At 63.2% G+C, this 15438-nt stretch carries 14 protein-coding genes; 11 read left to right on the plus strand and 3 right to left on the minus strand.

Going from position 1 to position 15438, the window contains the following annotated elements; genetic code table 11:
* The first annotated feature begins 277 nt into the window (after nucleotides 1-277).
* Nucleotides 278-1723, plus strand: a complete 1446-nt coding sequence (locus P7A97_RS05255) for a methyl-accepting chemotaxis protein (RefSeq protein ID WP_277688896.1) — start codon at nucleotides 278-280, stop codon at nucleotides 1721-1723.
* 82 nt (nucleotides 1724-1805) lie between these two features.
* Nucleotides 1806-2810, plus strand: a complete 1005-nt coding sequence (locus P7A97_RS05260; RefSeq protein WP_277688897.1) for an alpha/beta hydrolase — start codon at nucleotides 1806-1808, stop codon at nucleotides 2808-2810.
* Nucleotides 2811-2872: 62 nt separating this feature from the next.
* Here the strand turns inward: P7A97_RS05260 and P7A97_RS05265 are convergent, their stop codons facing one another.
* The gene (locus P7A97_RS05265) at nucleotides 2873-3064 is read right to left on the minus strand and encodes a PLDc N-terminal domain-containing protein (RefSeq protein WP_277688898.1); all 192 of its coding nucleotides are present in this window, start codon (nucleotides 3062-3064) and stop codon (nucleotides 2873-2875) included.
* A 227-nt stretch (nucleotides 3065-3291) separates the two neighbouring features.
* On the opposite strand from P7A97_RS05265, the gene P7A97_RS05270 reads away from it, so the two are divergent.
* From P7A97_RS05270 to P7A97_RS05285, 4 genes are all read left to right on the plus strand, one after another.
* Nucleotides 3292-3555 carry a hypothetical protein gene (locus tag P7A97_RS05270; protein ID WP_277688899.1) on the plus strand — a complete coding sequence of 88 codons (264 nt, stop codon included), beginning with the start codon at nucleotides 3292-3294 and terminating at the stop codon, nucleotides 3553-3555.
* 161 nt (nucleotides 3556-3716) lie between these two features.
* Nucleotides 3717-4700 (plus strand): DJ-1/PfpI family protein, encoded by a 984-nt coding sequence (locus P7A97_RS05275; RefSeq protein WP_277688900.1) that lies wholly within the window; start codon nucleotides 3717-3719, stop codon nucleotides 4698-4700.
* A 33-nt stretch (nucleotides 4701-4733) separates the two neighbouring features.
* Entirely contained in the window at nucleotides 4734-4973 is a 240-nt protein-coding gene (locus P7A97_RS05280) for a DUF1272 domain-containing protein (RefSeq protein ID WP_277688901.1), read from the plus strand.
* A 13-nt stretch (nucleotides 4974-4986) separates the two neighbouring features.
* Nucleotides 4987-6153 (plus strand): MFS transporter, encoded by a 1167-nt coding sequence (locus tag P7A97_RS05285; RefSeq protein ID WP_277689014.1) that lies wholly within the window; start codon nucleotides 4987-4989, stop codon nucleotides 6151-6153.
* 78 nt (nucleotides 6154-6231) lie between these two features.
* Here the strand turns inward: P7A97_RS05285 and nfuA are convergent, their stop codons facing one another.
* Together nfuA and P7A97_RS05295 are read right to left on the minus strand one after the other, a co-directional pair.
* On the minus strand, nucleotides 6232-6816 hold the full coding sequence (nfuA, locus tag P7A97_RS05290) for a Fe-S biogenesis protein NfuA (protein WP_277688902.1): 585 nt from the start codon (nucleotides 6814-6816) through the stop codon (nucleotides 6232-6234).
* 97 nt (nucleotides 6817-6913) lie between these two features.
* Nucleotides 6914-9190 carry a fatty acid cis/trans isomerase gene (locus P7A97_RS05295; RefSeq protein WP_277688903.1) on the minus strand — a complete coding sequence of 759 codons (2277 nt, stop codon included), beginning with the start codon at nucleotides 9188-9190 and terminating at the stop codon, nucleotides 6914-6916.
* A 155-nt stretch (nucleotides 9191-9345) separates the two neighbouring features.
* Here P7A97_RS05295 and metH point away from each other — a divergent pair, with 155 nt between their 5' ends.
* The 5 genes from metH to osmE all read left to right on the plus strand — a co-directional run bounded on the left by metH (nucleotide 9346) and on the right by osmE (nucleotide 15433).
* Nucleotides 9346-13056: a methionine synthase gene (metH, locus tag P7A97_RS05300; RefSeq protein WP_277688904.1), complete on the plus strand. Its 3711-nt coding sequence runs from the start codon at nucleotides 9346-9348 to the stop codon at nucleotides 13054-13056.
* Nucleotides 13057-13114: 58 nt separating this feature from the next.
* Entirely contained in the window at nucleotides 13115-13468 is a 354-nt protein-coding gene (locus tag P7A97_RS05305) for a hypothetical protein (protein ID WP_277688905.1), read from the plus strand.
* A gap of 474 nt (nucleotides 13469-13942) precedes the next feature.
* Entirely contained in the window at nucleotides 13943-14506 is a 564-nt protein-coding gene (gene pnuC, locus P7A97_RS05310; protein WP_277688906.1) for a nicotinamide riboside transporter PnuC, read from the plus strand.
* Entirely contained in the window at nucleotides 14503-15024 is a 522-nt protein-coding gene (locus tag P7A97_RS05315; RefSeq protein WP_277688907.1) for an AAA family ATPase, read from the plus strand. The genes pnuC and P7A97_RS05315 overlap by 4 nt, the downstream gene beginning before the upstream one ends.
* A 76-nt stretch (nucleotides 15025-15100) precedes the next feature.
* Entirely contained in the window at nucleotides 15101-15433 is a 333-nt protein-coding gene (osmE, locus tag P7A97_RS05320; protein WP_277688908.1) for an osmotically-inducible lipoprotein OsmE, read from the plus strand.
* Nucleotides 15434-15438 lie beyond the last annotated feature (5 nt).

The raw sequence follows: 15438 nt of genomic DNA on the forward strand, positions 1-15438 counted from the left end.
TTTCATTTCATGACACTGACCACCTCAGCATTGATGTGCAGATCAGCGACACAGCCAGTCGAAGTAGCAGCTGGATTTTCCCGCCATTTTTACCGGCTATTCGGCCACCCCCTGCCAGAGCCACCAGTGAAGAGGGCGTGGTCTCGTGCGCTTCGTCGTCAATGGATCGCCGCCGAGCTTTTGACTCGTTAAGCTCTGCGCAGGCCAATGGCCAGCATTGAAGACGATAACCTCGGTGGCGCTAGACCGGCACCGCACAAGAACGGAACCCACCGTCATGCAACAGAGCTTCCTCTCCACAGCCCTGCCCCCGGCCGAAAGCAGCCACAGCGACCAGTTGCTCAGCCGCATGCTGAACTTCTTTGCCTACTGCGGCCTGGCCATCGGCCTGTACAGCGGCATCAAGTGGGGACGCCTGGGTAACGATGCGCTGATGCAGGGTTCCTTTCTGCTGATCATCGGCATGCCGCTGGTGCTGCTGACGTTGCGCAAGGCCTGGCTACCCGTACGCGGTGTGGGCAACTTCTCCATGGCGCTAATAAGCAGCTACGCCATGATCCTCATCTACCACCTGGGCGGCCTGCACTCGGCGCATATCTTCTGGCCGCTGGTGGTGATCGGCTTCGCCTACCTGCTGCTCGGCGGACGCAGCGCGGCCCTCTGGACCGTGGTGCAGCTGCTATTCGTGTTCTGGCTGATCCGCCTGGAGCGCGCCGACGCCGCCCTGCCCCAGTTCGAGCTGAGCCCACGCGACGCCATGCTCAACGAGTATTCCGGCTACCTGCTGCCGGTCATCACCATGTGGCTGGCGCAGTGGTACAGCTCGCGGGTGCGCCAGCAGGCCCTGGATAATGCCCAGCAGCACCTGCAGGAGGCCGAGCGGGTGAACCAGGCCGCCACCACGGGCCGCCAGCAGCTGAGCGAAGTGCTGGGCGAAGTGCGCCATGGCGCCGCCGGCCTGCACCAGCTCTCGCAGCAGCTGTATCGCACCCTGGACAGCATGCGCCAGCGCTGCCAAAGCATCGATGGCGACGTGCAGCAGCAGGCCGAGGCCATGCACCAGCTCGATCTGGCCGTCCACGAAGTACTCGACGGCCTGGCGCAGAGCACCGAGCACATGCAGCGCCTGAGCCAGGACACTCAGCACAGCAGCGTCCAGGTCAATACCTGCGCCACACGCATGCAGCAGGCCCAAGGCAGCATGCAGGCAATCCAGAGCAGCAATCAGCGCATCGCCGAATCCATGCAGATGATCAGCGCCATCGCCCAGCAGACCAATCTGCTGGCGCTCAACGCCGCTATCGAAGCGGCCCGCGCCGGTCAGCATGGCCGCGGCTTTGCGGTGGTGGCCGATGAAGTACGCAACCTGTCGCAACGCAGCAACCAGACCGCCGACACCGTACAGAGCGTGCTGGGCGAGTCGGAGCAGATCGTCAATACCGGAGCCAGCCAGGTGAGCGACGTGGGCGAGGCCCTGGCCGAAAACGCCTCGCTGACCGCCAACCTCTCCGATGCCATCCGTGAACACAGCCAGGCGCTCGATCAGGCGCATCGCCAGCTGGCCCAGGTTCGCGAACACAGCGCAGCTCAGCGAGAAGCCAGCCAGCGTCAACGCGAGGCCAGCGCCGAGCTGCTCAGTGCACAGGAGTCGCTGGTAGCGCTGGGGGAGCGCCTGGATCGGCTATCTCAGCAACTACACCAACGCGTCATCGAGCGCGGCTGAGGAAATATTCAGGCACAGAACCAGGCTTCCGCCTGGGCCGGCAGTTGGCCTACAAGTGCCGCTTTGCCATAGGAGCCCGACCATGATCAGGATCACCCCAGCCCTGCTGCTGACCTCACTGCTTCTAGGAACCAGCGCCCAGGCCGCCACCCCGAGCTACGGCGAGCAGCTGGAAGGCTTCGCCTACCCCTATCCGCAGCAACGCTTCGAATTGCAGTCCCAGGGCCAGACATTGTCCATGGCCTACATGGATGTGCCCGCTCAGGGCCAGGCCAACGGCCATAGCGTGGTGCTGCTACATGGCAAGAACTTCTGCAGCGCCACCTGGGAGCAGACCATCGCCGTCCTGAGTGAAGCCGGTTACCGGGTGATTGCTCCGGATCAGGTCGGTTTCTGCGCCTCCAGCAAACCCCGCGCTTATCAGTTCAGCTTCAGCCAACTGGCACTTAACACCCAGGCGCTGCTGGATCGACTCGGGGTTAAACAGGCCATCGTGGCTGGCCACTCCATGGGCGGCATGCTCGCCGCACGCTTCGCCATCAACCACCCGCAGACAGTCGAGCAACTGGTACTGGTCAATCCCATCGGCCTGGAAGACTGGCAGGCCGAGGGCGTGCCCTATGCCAGCCTTGATCAGCTGAACCAGAACGAGCTGAAGACCAGTTTTGAAAGCATCAAGAACTACCAGCTGAAGTTCTACTACAACGGCCAGTGGAAGCCTGAATACGATCGCTGGGTAGACATGCAGGTAGGCCTGTACCACGGCAAGGGCCGCGAAATCGTGGCCTGGAACCAGGCACAGACCGCCAACATGCTGTTCAACCAGCCGGTGATCCACGAGTTTGGCCGTATCCAGGCGCCCACCCTGCTGCTGATCGGCGGCAAGGATCGCACCGCACCCGGCGCCGCACGGGCCCCCAAGGAGATCGCCGCGCGCCTTGGCAACTACCCGGAACTGGGGCGCAAAGCGGCCGCGGCATTGCCCAACAGCACCCTGGTGGAATTCCCCGAACTGGGCCATTCGCCGCAGGTCGAGGCGCCGGAGCGCTTCCATCAGGCGCTACTGAAAGGCCTGATCAGCCTGTAAGACGCAACAAGGCCGGCAAATGCCGGCCTTGTTGTTTGCAGCTCAGGCATGTCTGCCTGGATTCAGATCCGCACGTTGCCACGTGGCCCCATCAGGGCCCAGATGATCAGGCCGATCAGCGGCAGCAGAACGATCAGCAGCACCCAGAGGATTTTCATCCCCGTTTCCGCATTGCTTTTGATCACATTGATGATGGCCCAGATATCCAGGGCAAGGATGACCAGGCCGACAAGGCCGCTGAGGGTGGAACCCATGGCTGACACTCCTGTGTGATGGGGCTTCCTTTATAGGATAGGAATAGCGGCCATTCGTTCAAACACGGAAATAACCCCTGAAATAACGCTGACATGCGACATATTCCTACGTTTTTACGACAGCCTGTGACTCTAAGGTCAGGTTTTGACATCCATTGTTCACAGGCCACGGCAATAGGTGCTTTCGCTGGCCAACGCACATTGGGCACTATTGGAGAAACAGACCCATGAACACCTCGCTCCGCGTCAACGAAGCTCTGCTTATCGCCGGTCGCGCCTTTCAACCTTTCCAGTGCGTGGCCTGGCAACCCCAGGACGGCACCGGCTCGCTCACCCTGACCGTGATCGACCGCACCAACAAGCGCCTGAGCCAGGCCAACCTGGACCTGCACACCTACGCCGACCCGGCTCAGCTGGCCGATGCGCTGGCCCAGTCACGTGAGCAGATCAGCCGCCAGGGCTACGCCCTGGAGCCGTGGAGCATGCCCTGATTCACTAGCCCCGGCCTGCCGCCACCCCAAGCCCCCTCTGCCGCAAGGCGAGGGGGCTTTTGTTTAGGCCCGCCGACAGCGATGTCCATATCTGTGGGCTTATTGTCATTGTTGCCACGCTGAGCTGAGCGCAGACTGTCTCCACGCTCTGGAGAATGTTTATGCGCACCATCGCCTGCCTGATCTACCCCGACGTCATGAGCCTGGATGTCACCGGCCCCCTGCAGGTATTCGCCTCGGCCAATGTCGAATGCCAGCGCCAGGGGCTGCCCATTGCATATCAGTTGCGCGTGCTGGCCGAGCAGGCCGGCCCCGTGGCGACCTCAGCCGGTTTTCAGCTGGTCGCCGAACAGGCCTGGGCTGAATGTGCCCCTGCAGAGCTGGATACCCTGCTGATTCCGGGCGGCCTCGGCGAGGCCGCGCAGTCTGCCAACCAGCCGCTGCTGACCTGGCTGCGCAGTGCCGAGCCCCAGGTCCGTCGCCTCGGCTCGGTGTGCTCCGGCGCCCTGATCCTGGCCGCCGCCGGGCTGCTCGATGGCCGCCGCGCCACTACCCACTGGGCCGATGTCGCGGCTTTGCGCGCCCACAACAGCATCGAGGTGGACGGCGATCGCCTGCACACCTACGACCCCGAAGGCCAGGATGGCGATGCCCATGTCTTCACCTCGGCCGGAGTCACCGCCGGCATCGACCTGGCCCTGGCATTGGTGGAAGCCGATCTCGGCCGCCCGCTGGCGCTGGCCGTGGCCCGGCGCCTGGTGATGTTTCTGCGCCGCCCAGGCGGGCAGGCCCAGTTCAGCGCCCTGCTCGCCCCGGACGCCAACTGCACGCCGCGACTGCTGGGGCTGCTGGAATGGATCGCCCAGAACCTCGCCGCCGATCTGTCGCTGGAGGCCCTGGCCCAGCGCGCCAACCTGTCCAGCCGCAGCCTGTCGCGCCTGTTCGTTCAGGAGCTGGGCACAGGCCCGGGCCGCTATGTCGAGCAGCTGCGCCTGGAGGCCGCTCGCAACCTGCTGCAAGGCAGTGGCGCCTCGATCGGCACGGTGGCGCGCCTGACCGGCTTTCGCCACCCGGAAAACCTGCGCCGCACCTTTCACAAGCACCTGTCGGTCAGCCCGCAGGATTACGCCGAGCGCTTCGCCTGATTTATCTCAGATACCGCGCCAAGGAGAACCACCATGCTGCAACTGCGCCCCGGCTGCGAATGCTGCGACCGCGACCTGCCCGCCGACTCGCCGGACGCGATGATCTGCTCGTTCGAGTGCACCTTCTGCCGCGACTGCGCCGAGCACAAGCTGCACGGCCGTTGCCCGAACTGCGCGGGCGAGCTGGTACGCCGCCCCATCCGCCCGGTCGTGGCACTGGCCCGCCACCCGGCTTCACATGCACGCATCCATAAACCGGCCGGCTGCGCCTGAGGACATCATCATGCTGTTGCTGAACAATCCGGCCCTGCTGCGCCTGTTCCTGGCCCAGGCCCTGTACTGGAGCTGCACCCTGATTGGCGTGACGCTGACCACCCTGGTCGGCCTGCAAATCGCCCCCGTCAATGCCCTGGCCAGCCTGCCACTGGCATTACTGGTGCTCGGTTACCTGCTCGCCACCCAGCCACTGTCGAGTTTCATGCAACGCCACGGGCGTCGCGCCGGTTTGCTGCTGGGCGCCACGGCTGGTATTGGCGGCGGCCTGCTCAGCGCGCTCGGCGTGTGGCTGGCCGATTTCTGGCTGTTCTGCCTGGGCGCCCTGCCCCTTGGCGTGTATCAGGCCTCGGCCATGTATTACCGTTTCGCCGCTCTGGAGGCGGTGGACGAGGCGCACAAGGGGCGCGCCACTGCCTGGGTGATCGGCGGCGGGCTGCTGGCCGCCCTGCTGGCACCGGAACTGACCCTGTGGGCACGCAATGCGCTGGCGACGCCCTTTGTCGGCGCCTACCTGGCCCTCGCCGCCCTTGCCGCACTGGCCCTGCCACTGTTGGCCGGCCTGCGCCAGGGCGCCCTGCCGCCGGCCAGCCGGGGAGGTCTGGCGAACATGCGCCTCCTGCTAAGCCGTCCGGTGGTACGCGCCGCCATCGCCACCACGGCAATCGGCCACGGGCTGATGATCCTGGTGATGAACGCCACACCGCTGGCCATGAGCTTCTGCGGACTGTCCCTGGAGGCCGGCGCCGAAGTGATCCGCTGGCACATGGTCGGCATGTTCCTGCCGGCCTTCGTTGCCGGACCGCTGGTCGATCGCCTGGGCGCGCGCCGCGTGGCCTTGCTCGGCATCGGTCTGCTGGTCGCCAGCGCCATCATTGCCCTGGCCGGCCAGTTGCAGATGCATTTCCTGATCTCGTCCCTGCTGCTGGGCATGGGCTGGAACCTGATGCTGGTCGCCGGCACGACCCTGCTCGGTGAAGGCCATGCACCGGATGAGCGTGGCCAGGCCCAGGGCCTGATGGAACTGGGCAACGGCGCGGTGGCCACCTGCGCATCCTTCGCTTCCGGAGCGCTGATCAGTGGCCTGGGCTGGAATCCGTTGAACCTGGCCATGTTGCCCCTTTTGGCCATCGCCCTTCTGGCCCTGAGCCAGAGCCGGCGCCAGTTGCAGCCGGCCTGAGGGCCCGAGCAAACCAAGTAGTTTTTGCAGACAACAAAAAGGCGCCCAAAGGCGCCTTTTTCATCAATCGCAGAGAACTCAGTAGTAGGCGTTCTCGCGGTTGCTGTGGTCGGTCACATCGCGCACGCCCTTGAGTTCGGGAATACGCTCCAGCAGGGTTTTCTCGATGCCTTCCTTGAGGGTGTAGTCGGCCTGGCCGCAGCCCTGGCAACCACCGCCGAAACGCAGCACGGCAATGCCTTCCTCGACCACGTCGACCAGGCTCACCTGGCCGCCATGGCTGGCCAGACCCGGATTGATTTCGGTCTGCAGGTAATAGTTGATGCGCTCGTTGAGCGGGCTGTCCTCGTTGACCATCGGCACCTTGGCGTTCGGCGCCTTGATGGTCAGTTGGCCGCCCATGCGGTCGGTGGCGTAGTCGACGACGGCGTCTTCCAGGAAAGGCTCGCTGACGGCATCGATCCAGGCGGTGAACTTGGCCAGGCCCAGGGCGGTGTCTTCCGGCTTCTGCTCACCCGGCTTGCAGTAGGCGATGCAGGTTTCCGCGTAAGGCGTACCCGGCTGGGTGATAAAGACGCGAATGCCGATGCCCGCTGTGCTCTGCTTGCTCAGCAGATCAGCCAGGTAATCGTGGGCCGCGTCGGTAATGGTGATGGCGCTCATGGCAACTCCTCGCAAACGTGCCGCCAGTGTACGCCAATCGGCTGGGCGGGATAAAGTCCTAGCATTTTAGTAGGAATATTTCCCACCTTCGCCCGCCTCATAGATTGCGATAGCGGTTCATGTCCAGCACACCCGCCTCCACCGGCTCGGTTTCGCGGATATAGGCCGACAGATCGTGGAAGTAGCGCCAGAATTCCGGATGACTGCGGCGAATGCCCCAGCGCTCCACAACCTTGTCGAAGGCAGCCTGGTCACGCACCCGTTCCATCGCCGCGACGAATGCCGGCACCTCGTCGGCCCTGAGGCTGAACATGAAGTTCGGGTAGCTGGTGAGCACACCCGGATAGACCGTCAGGGTGTCCAGGCCAGGCTGGTAGCGCAGCGACTCGCCCGTCATGAAGGCCACGTTGCTGTGCGCACGGTTGCGCAGCAGGCTGTAGACCTCGCGCCGGCCATCGGCTCGCTCGACGCGCAGCAGGGTAGCTTCAGGCAGCTGCTCGACCACCTTGAAACCGCTGGCCGGGCGACTGCTCAGCCGGCTAAGCGCCTGCTCGGCATTCGCCAGGTCGCTCGGCAAATCCGCCCGATGGCACTCGGCATCCCTGCAGCGATTGATCGGATCGGGCCGTGCATTGAGGCTGGCATAGCGTGCCAGCAGCACCTGGGCAAAGGCCCCCTTGGCGCCCTGCTCCGGCAGGTCGATGCCGCTCGGCGTGTCGAAGTCGGCCTCGGTGTAGTCCAGCCACATCTTCAGCTTGCCGCTGTTCTGATACCAGTCGTCCAGGTAGGCCTGACGCGAGTCCGCCGGCAACAGGCGCAGGAAGTTCAGTTCGGCGCCGTTGCGGATCAGGTCGAAATACAAACGCGTCTGCGCCTGATGCGACACGTTGCCGTAGACATCGAAATTGACCACCAACTGATAGTAGGTGCGCTCCAGCAGCGGGTAGTCCATCAGCCACAAGGTCTGCGGCACCTCGCCGATCAGGCCTTTGCGCACCATGGCGCTGTCGTGGTGGCGGAAGATCGACAGTAGCGCGTTGTCGTTGCCGCTCCACAGCGTCGACCAGCCCGGCAGCGGCGCCTGCGCATAGGTCTCGCGGCGCAGATCCTCGTACTCGTTGCGCTTGTCGCGGTAGGAAGTCCACAGGCCCAGCAGATCGCCGATATCGTCGAACTGCCCGGGCATGGCCAGCAGCGGCGTGGCCTGGGCGCGGTACTCGGCATCGGTGATGTAGAGGTCGTGCTGGGGGTCCTGGAACAGCGCCCAGAAATTGTCGCGGATCACGTCGGTGGCGATTTGCCCACGGCACACCGGGCCTCGGATGAAGGTGCGCACGAAGTATTCGGCGTTATCCAGCATGAACTGGTAGCGCGCCTTTGCCGGAATGGCCTGGAAGGTCTCGAAGGGGTTGGCGCGGCGCTGGGCGCCGTAACCGGGCACGGCGTCCGCCGTCCAGTCACTGGCGTAGAACAGCTCGCGGGTACGCTTGAGCTTCTGCGCACTGAGCGGATAGGTGATGTGCGTCTTGTGCACGATCACGCCCTGGATCGGCCGCAGGCGGTAATAGAAGTCGCTGCCCGGATCGTCGTTGGGCCGGCGCGTGGCAATCGGATCGACCGGCTGGCCGCTGGGCGTACGCGAGCGCACCAGCTGGAAGAAGTGCCCTGCCTCGCCACCCTCGAAGTACAGATGAGCAAGGAACAGATGCTCATACAGCCAGCGATTGACCAGGCTCTCCCGCGAGCCAGGCGCATTGAGAAAGGTCTCCCAGTCAGCCACTTGCCTCTGCTCAGCGGGCGACGGCTGCAGCGCCTGCTCGTCCACCGCAGCGCCCTGTTGCAGCCAGCGCTGCAGGGTGGCGTATTCGGTGTCGCTGAGGCCGGCGACGGCAAAGGGCATGCCGGCGTGGGCGAACTTCCTGGCGTAGGCGTCGAACTCACCGGGCAACGGGCACTGGTTTTCGCGAGCGATATCGATGTCCAGCTCATCCGGCAACTTGGCGTTGGCGGCCGGTGGATTGCTGCGCCCCAGCTCAAGCATGCGCGCCAGCAGCGCAGCCTGCCCGGCCTGCGGCTCCAGCACGGAGAAAAAGCCCTTGTTGCGCCAGGCCGCTTCGCCATGGGCATCCATGAACAACTGCGTGGTCGGCTGCGCCTGGGTGCGCGTACCGTCGTACACCGGCGCCTTGCTGGCGCCGCGCAGCACACCTTCACCACTGCCCAGGTTGAGCTGACAAGGCGAGTCATAGCAGGCATGGCAGGCCACGCACTTGTCGGTCAGGATCGGCTGAACGTCACGAGTGTAAGAGACCGGCTCGGCAGCGAACAACGGCGCACACAGCAGCGTCAACGGGGCGAGGAAACGACGGGGCATGGCAAAGTCCTTATGCAACGACGGGGCATTGTAAGGCTATGACAGCGAAAGGGCCCAATATGAGCCATTTTCATGCACAGACCGCAAACGTCTGAAAGGCTTGCAGCTTTGCTATTATTCGCGCCCTTTCTACATGCTCAACCCAGGTAGTCCCCATGTCCGACCGCAGCGCCCGCCTCCAGGCCCTTCAGCAAGCCCTGAAAGAACGCATCCTGATCCTCGACGGCGGCATGGGCACCATGATCCAGAGCTACAAGCTGGAGGAAGAGCACTACCGTGGCGAGCGCTTCGCCGACTGGCCGAGCGACGTCAAGGGCAACAACGACCTGCTGCTGCTGACCCAGCCGCAGATCATCGCCGAGATCGAGAAGGCCTACCTGGATGCCGGCGCCGACATCCTGGAAACCAACACCTTCAACGCCACCCGCGTGTCCCAGGCCGACTACGGCATGGAAGAACTGACCTACGAGCTGAACGTGGCCGGCGCCCGTGTCGCCCGCCAGGTAGCCGATGCCAAGAGTCTGGAAACCCCGGACCGTCCGCGCTTCGTTGCCGGCGTGCTCGGCCCGACCAGCCGCACCTGCTCGATCTCCCCGGACGTCAACGATCCCGGTTTCCGCAACGTCACCTTCGACGAACTGGTGGAGAACTACACGGAGGCCACTCGCGGCCTGATCGAGGGCGGCGCCGACCTGATCCTGATCGAGACCATCTTCGACACCCTCAACGCCAAGGCGGCGATCTTCGCCGTGCAACAGGTGTTCGACGAGGACAACGTCGAGCTGCCGATCATGATCTCCGGCACCATCACCGACGCCTCCGGCCGTACCCTGTCCGGCCAGACCACCGAGGCCTTCTGGAACTCGGTGGCGCATGCCAAGCCGATCTCCGTGGGCCTCAACTGCGCCCTCGGCGCCAAGGAACTGCGCCCGTACCTGGCGGAGCTTTCGGCCAAGGCCGGCACTCATGTGTCCGCCCACCCCAACGCCGGCCTGCCCAACGCCTTCGGCGAATACGATGAAACCCCGGCGCAGATGGCCGAGGTGGTCGAAGAATTCGCCGCATCGGGCCTCTTGAACATCATCGGCGGCTGCTGCGGCACCACCCCGCCGCATATCCAGGCGATCGCCGAGGCCGTGGCCAAGTACCCGCCGCGCGCAATCCCGGACATCCCCAAGGCCTGCCGCCTGTCCGGCCTGGAGCCGTTCACCATCGACCGCAACTCGCTGTTCGTGAACGTCGGCGAGCGCACCAACATCACCGGTAGCGCCAAGTTCGCCCGCCTGATCCGCGAGGAAAACTACACCGAAGCCTTGGAAGTCGCCCTGCAGCAGGTGGAAGCCGGCGCCCAGGTGATCGACATCAACATGGACGAAGGGATGCTCGACTCCCAGGCGGCCATGGTGAAGTTCCTCAACCTGATCGCCTCCGAGCCGGACATCTCGCGCGTGCCGATCATGATCGACTCCTCCAAGTGGGAAGTGATCGAGGCCGGCCTCAAGTGCATCCAGGGCAAGGGCATCGTCAACTCGATCTCCATGAAGGAAGGCGTCGAGCAATTCAAGCACCACGCCAAGCTGTGCAAGCGCTACGGCGCCGCCGTGGTGGTGATGGCCTTCGACGAAGTCGGCCAGGCCGACACCGCCGCGCGCAAGAAGGAAATCTGTAAGCGTTCCTACGACATCCTGGTCAACGAAGTGGGCTTCCCGCCGGAAGACATCATCTTCGACCCGAACATCTTCGCCGTGGCCACCGGCATCGAGGAACACAACAACTACGCGGTGGACTTTATCGAGGCCTGCGCCTTCATCCGTGACGAGTTGCCCTACGCGCTGTCGTCCGGTGGCGTGTCCAACGTGTCCTTCTCGTTCCGTGGCAACAACCCGGTCCGCGAAGCGATCCACTCGGTGTTCCTCTACTACGCCATCCAGAACGGTCTCTCCATGGGCATCGTCAACGCCGGCCAGCTGGAGATCTACGACGAGATTCCCAAGGAGCTGCGCGACAAGGTCGAGGACGTGGTGCTCAACCGCACGCCGGGTGGCACCGACGCCCTGCTGGCCATCGCCGACAACTACCGGGGTGGTGGCGCCGTCAAAGAGGCCGAGGACGAGGAATGGCGTAGCTACCCGGTAGCCAAGCGCCTGGAACACGCGCTGGTCAAGGGCATCACCGCCTTCATCGTCGAAGACACCGAGGAGTGCCGCCAGCAGTGCGCGCGCCCCATCGAGGTGATCGAAGGCCCGCTGATGAGCGGCATGAACGTGGTCGGCGACCTGTTCGGCTCGGGCAAGATGTTCCTCCCCCAGGTGGTCAAGTCCGCCCGCGTGATGAAACAGGCCGTGGCCCACCTGATCCCCTTCATCGAGGCGGAAAAAGGCGACAAGCCGGAAGCCAAGGGCAAGATCCTCATGGCCACCGTGAAGGGCGACGTGCACGACATCGGCAAAAACATCGTCGGCGTGGTGCTGGGTTGCAACGGCTACGACATCGTCGATCTGGGCGTGATGGTGCCGGCGGAGAAGATTCTCAAGACCGCCATCGAGGAAAAGTGCGACATCATCGGCCTGTCCGGGCTGATCACGCCGTCGCTGGACGAGATGGTGCACGTGGCCAAGGAGATGCAGCGTCAGGGCTTTACCCTGCCGCTGATGATCGGCGGCGCCACCACATCCAAGGCACACACCGCGGTGAAGATCGAACCGCAGTACAGCAACGACGCGGTGGTCTACGTTACCGACGCCTCGCGCGCCGTGGGCGTGGCCACCCAGCTGCTGTCGAAAGAACTCAAAGCGGACTTCGTGCAGAAGACCCGCGACGAATACGTAGTGGTGCGCGAACGTACCGCCGCCCGCGCCTCGCGCACCGAGCGCCTGTCGTATGCCGAAGCCATCGCCAACAAGCTGGACTTCGACTGGTCCGGCTACGTGGCGCCCAAGCCGAGCTTCACCGGCGCGCAGGTGCTGGACGACATCGACCTGCGCGAACTGGCCGAGTACATCGACTGGACGCCGTTCTTCATCTCCTGGGACCTGGCCGGCAAGTACCCGCGCATCCTCACCGACGAGATCGTCGGCGAGGCCGCCACCAGCCTGTTCAACGATGCCCAGGCGATGCTCAACAAGCTGATCGACGAGAAGCTGATCAAGGCCCGCGCCGTCTTCGGCTTCTGGCCGGCCAACCAGGTGCGCCACGACGACATCGAAGTCTACGGCGACGACGGCAAACCCCTGGCCACCCTGCACCACCTGCGCCAGCAGACCATCAAGGCGGACAGCAAGCCAAACCTGTCGCTGGCCGACTTCGTCGCGCCCAAGGAAAGCGGCAAGACCGACTACGTCGGCGGCTTTATCACCACCGCCGGCATCGGCGCCGAGGAAGTGGCCAAGGCCTACGAGGCCAAGGGCGACGACTACAGCTCGATCATGGTCAAGGCCCTCGCCGATCGCCTGGCCGAGGCCTGCGCCGAGTGGCTGCACGAGCGCGTGCGCAAGGACTACTGGGGCTATGCCAAGGACGAGACCCTGGACAACGAGGCGCTGATCCGCGAGCAGTACGTCGGCATCCGCCCCGCGCCAGGCTACCCGGCCTGCCCGGACCACACCGAGAAGGCCACCCTATTCAAGCTGCTCGACCCCGAGGCCGACTACAACCAGGCTGGCAAGAGCGGTGTATTCCTCACCGAGCACTACGCCATGTTCCCGGCGGCGGCAGTGTCCGGCTGGTACTTCGCCCACCCCGAGGCGCAATACTTCGCCGTCGGCAAGGTCGATCAGGACCAGGTCGAGCAGTACAGCAAGCGCAAGGGTCAGGAACTGTCCGTGACCGAACGCTGGCTGGCGCCGAACCTGGGTTACGACGACTGACTCTGTACACGTTGCAAGTAGATAAATCTCTTACTCGCTTCAAAGAAGGCCATTACAGATGACTGATAGGACTGCACAACCTACTTGTTTTGTTATCCAGGCCTTCGACAGCGGCACCTATGACCGCAGATATAGCGAGACAATAAAACCCGCCCTCATAAAAGCAGGTGTGGAGCCTCAAAGAGCCGATGAAATTCTCGGCTTGAATCCCATAATTGAGAAGATCGAAAGCGCTATAGAGCTTGCATCAATATGCATAGCCGAAGTTAGCGAAGATAACCCCAATGTCTGGCTAGAGTTGGGCTACGCTCTAGCACTCAACAGACCCACAGTAATTCTTTGCGACAAGTCCAAGCGTTCAAGACTGCCTTTTCGACATCCAACACAGACCAATAATCTTCTATCGTACTGATTCAAAAAGCGGATTCGAAGAACTAGAACAAAGCATAATTAAATGGATTCAAAATGAGCTTGCATCGTCTGCACGAACAGGCGCAACAAAACTTCTAAAAGAAGGCGCCGAAGCACAGACCGACCTAGAAGACTACGAAGTTGCGATCTTATCTTCAACATTTGAGTTCTGGCCAACTGCAGATGGCTGCATCAGCCACTGGCAGCTAGGAAATAGTCTAAAGAGCTTAGGATTCACTGAAATAGCACTTCCTCTTGGAGTTACCAGCCTTATAGAGAAAGGGCTAATTACCGAAGAACTTCGAGTAGACCACTCATACAACGGAGAAGAGTACAAGGCCTACTTCATAACAAACCTTGGAATTCAATGGATCCACAAGAACAAAGACTCCCTAGTAGTCAGAAATAAGACCGCTCCATCAACGGCACCTTCCTATGACTCCTTCGACGACGAAATACCATTCTGAGCCGTTGAATGTCTCCTATTGAAATCATCGCCTCCGCCCTTGGCATCACCTCCGTGTGGCTCACCGTGCGGCAGAACAAGCTGTGCTGGCCCATCGGCCTGGTCATGGTGCTGCTTTATGCCTGGTTCTTCTTCGATGCCAAGCTCTACTCGCTGGTGCTGCTGCACGGCGTGTTCGCCGCCATGCAGCTGTATGGCTGGTGGCAGTGGAACCAGGGCGTGGACGACAGCGGCCAACGCCCGGTCAGCTCGGCCACGCGCCTGGAAATCAGCGTCGGCCTGAGTGCTGCGGCATGCGTTGGCCTGGCCCTGGGACTGACCATGTCCAGCCTGACCGAGGCTGCCTATCCCTGGATGGATGCCCAGCTCACCGCCTTCAGCCTGCTCGCCCAGCTGTGGATGGCGCTCAAGCGCTGGCAGTGCTGGCTGCTGTGGGTCGTGGTCGACGTGCTCTATGTCGCCTTCTTCGCCTTCCAGAGCTACTGGCTGACCGCCGGCCTGTACGGCGTATTCATCGCCCTGGCCCTGCTCGGCCTGCGCGAATGGCGGGCCTCGCGGACGGCGAACGCATGAAGGTCGTGGTGCTGACCGGCCCCGAGTCGAGCGGCAAGACCTTCCTCGCCGAACGCCTGCAGCGGCGCTTCGGCGGCCTGGTGGTGGGCGAATATGTGCGCCACTTTATCGACCGCGAGCAGCGTGACACCTGCCTGGCCGATATCCCCGCCATCGCCCGTGGCCAGCTCGAATGGGAAGACGCCGCCCGCGCCCGGGCGCCCGAACTGCTGATCCTCGATACCCACCTGCTGAGCAATATCCTCTGGAGCCGCACCCTGTTCGGCACCTGCCCTGACTGGTTGGAACCCGCACTGCAACAGCGCCATTACGACCTGCACCTGCTGCTGTCGCCGGAAGGCGTAGCGTGGGATGACGATGGCCAACGCTGCCAGCCGGATCTGGCCGAGCGCCTGCACTTTCACCACAGTTGCCAGGCCTGGTTACAGCAGCACAGCCGGCACTGGCTGGAGATCGGCGGGGATTGGCGCGAGCGCGAAGCTGCTGCTCTGGCCGCGGTAGGCCGTCTGCTCGACTAAAAACATCGAACTCCTGCATCAGCGTCGTGCTCGAAGGCTTACGGAGCCGATCCGGCTCATGCCACGGAGCTACCACATGTATACGCACAGACTCGCAGTACTGGCGCTGATGGGCACCCTCGCCGCCTGCTCGACCATGGAAAACCCCGTTGACTACGTGATCTACAGCGAAGAGCCGCTGGTGCAGAACGTGCGCGACGGCATGACCAAGGAAGACGTGCTCACCATTGCCGGCCCGCCCTCCTCGGAAGTCCAAAACACCGTCGAGCCGGGCACCTGCAACAACTACATCCTGACCGAGGAAGGCAAGCAGCAGCCCTACTACGTCAACTTCGGCAGCGACGGTCTGGTCAAAGGCAAGGGCTTCATGACCTGCGAGGATCACCAGAACAACAAGCGCCGGCTCTAAGCACG

The sequence above is a fragment of the Pseudomonas sp. GOM6 genome, assembly GCF_029537485.1.
GTDB lineage: Bacteria > Pseudomonadota > Gammaproteobacteria > Pseudomonadales > Pseudomonadaceae > Aquipseudomonas.

Bases quoted from the DNA above. Each gene is read 5' to 3' on its own strand.
- P7A97_RS05255 (WP_277688896.1), top strand. From the start codon at position 278: ATGCAACAGAGCTTCCTCTCCACAGCCCTGCCCCCGGCCGAAAGCAGC.
- P7A97_RS05260 (WP_277688897.1), top strand. From the start codon at position 1,806: ATGATCAGGATCACCCCAGCCCTGCTGCTGACCTCACTGCTTCTAGGA.
- P7A97_RS05265 (WP_277688898.1), bottom strand. From the start codon at position 3,064: ATGGGTTCCACCCTCAGCGGCCTTGTCGGCCTGGTCATCCTTGCCCTG.
- P7A97_RS05270 (WP_277688899.1), top strand. From the start codon at position 3,292: ATGAACACCTCGCTCCGCGTCAACGAAGCTCTGCTTATCGCCGGTCGC.
- P7A97_RS05275 (WP_277688900.1), top strand. From the start codon at position 3,717: ATGCGCACCATCGCCTGCCTGATCTACCCCGACGTCATGAGCCTGGAT.
- P7A97_RS05280 (WP_277688901.1), top strand. From the start codon at position 4,734: ATGCTGCAACTGCGCCCCGGCTGCGAATGCTGCGACCGCGACCTGCCC.
- nfuA (WP_277688902.1), bottom strand. From the start codon at position 6,816: ATGAGCGCCATCACCATTACCGACGCGGCCCACGATTACCTGGCTGAT.
- P7A97_RS05295 (WP_277688903.1), bottom strand. From the start codon at position 9,190: ATGCCCCGTCGTTTCCTCGCCCCGTTGACGCTGCTGTGTGCGCCGTTG.
- metH (WP_277688904.1), top strand. From the start codon at position 9,346: ATGTCCGACCGCAGCGCCCGCCTCCAGGCCCTTCAGCAAGCCCTGAAA.
- P7A97_RS05305 (WP_277688905.1), top strand. From the start codon at position 13,115: ATGACTGATAGGACTGCACAACCTACTTGTTTTGTTATCCAGGCCTTC.
- pnuC (WP_277688906.1), top strand. From the start codon at position 13,943: ATGTCTCCTATTGAAATCATCGCCTCCGCCCTTGGCATCACCTCCGTG.
- P7A97_RS05315 (WP_277688907.1), top strand. From the start codon at position 14,503: ATGAAGGTCGTGGTGCTGACCGGCCCCGAGTCGAGCGGCAAGACCTTC.
- osmE (WP_277688908.1), top strand. From the start codon at position 15,101: ATGTATACGCACAGACTCGCAGTACTGGCGCTGATGGGCACCCTCGCC.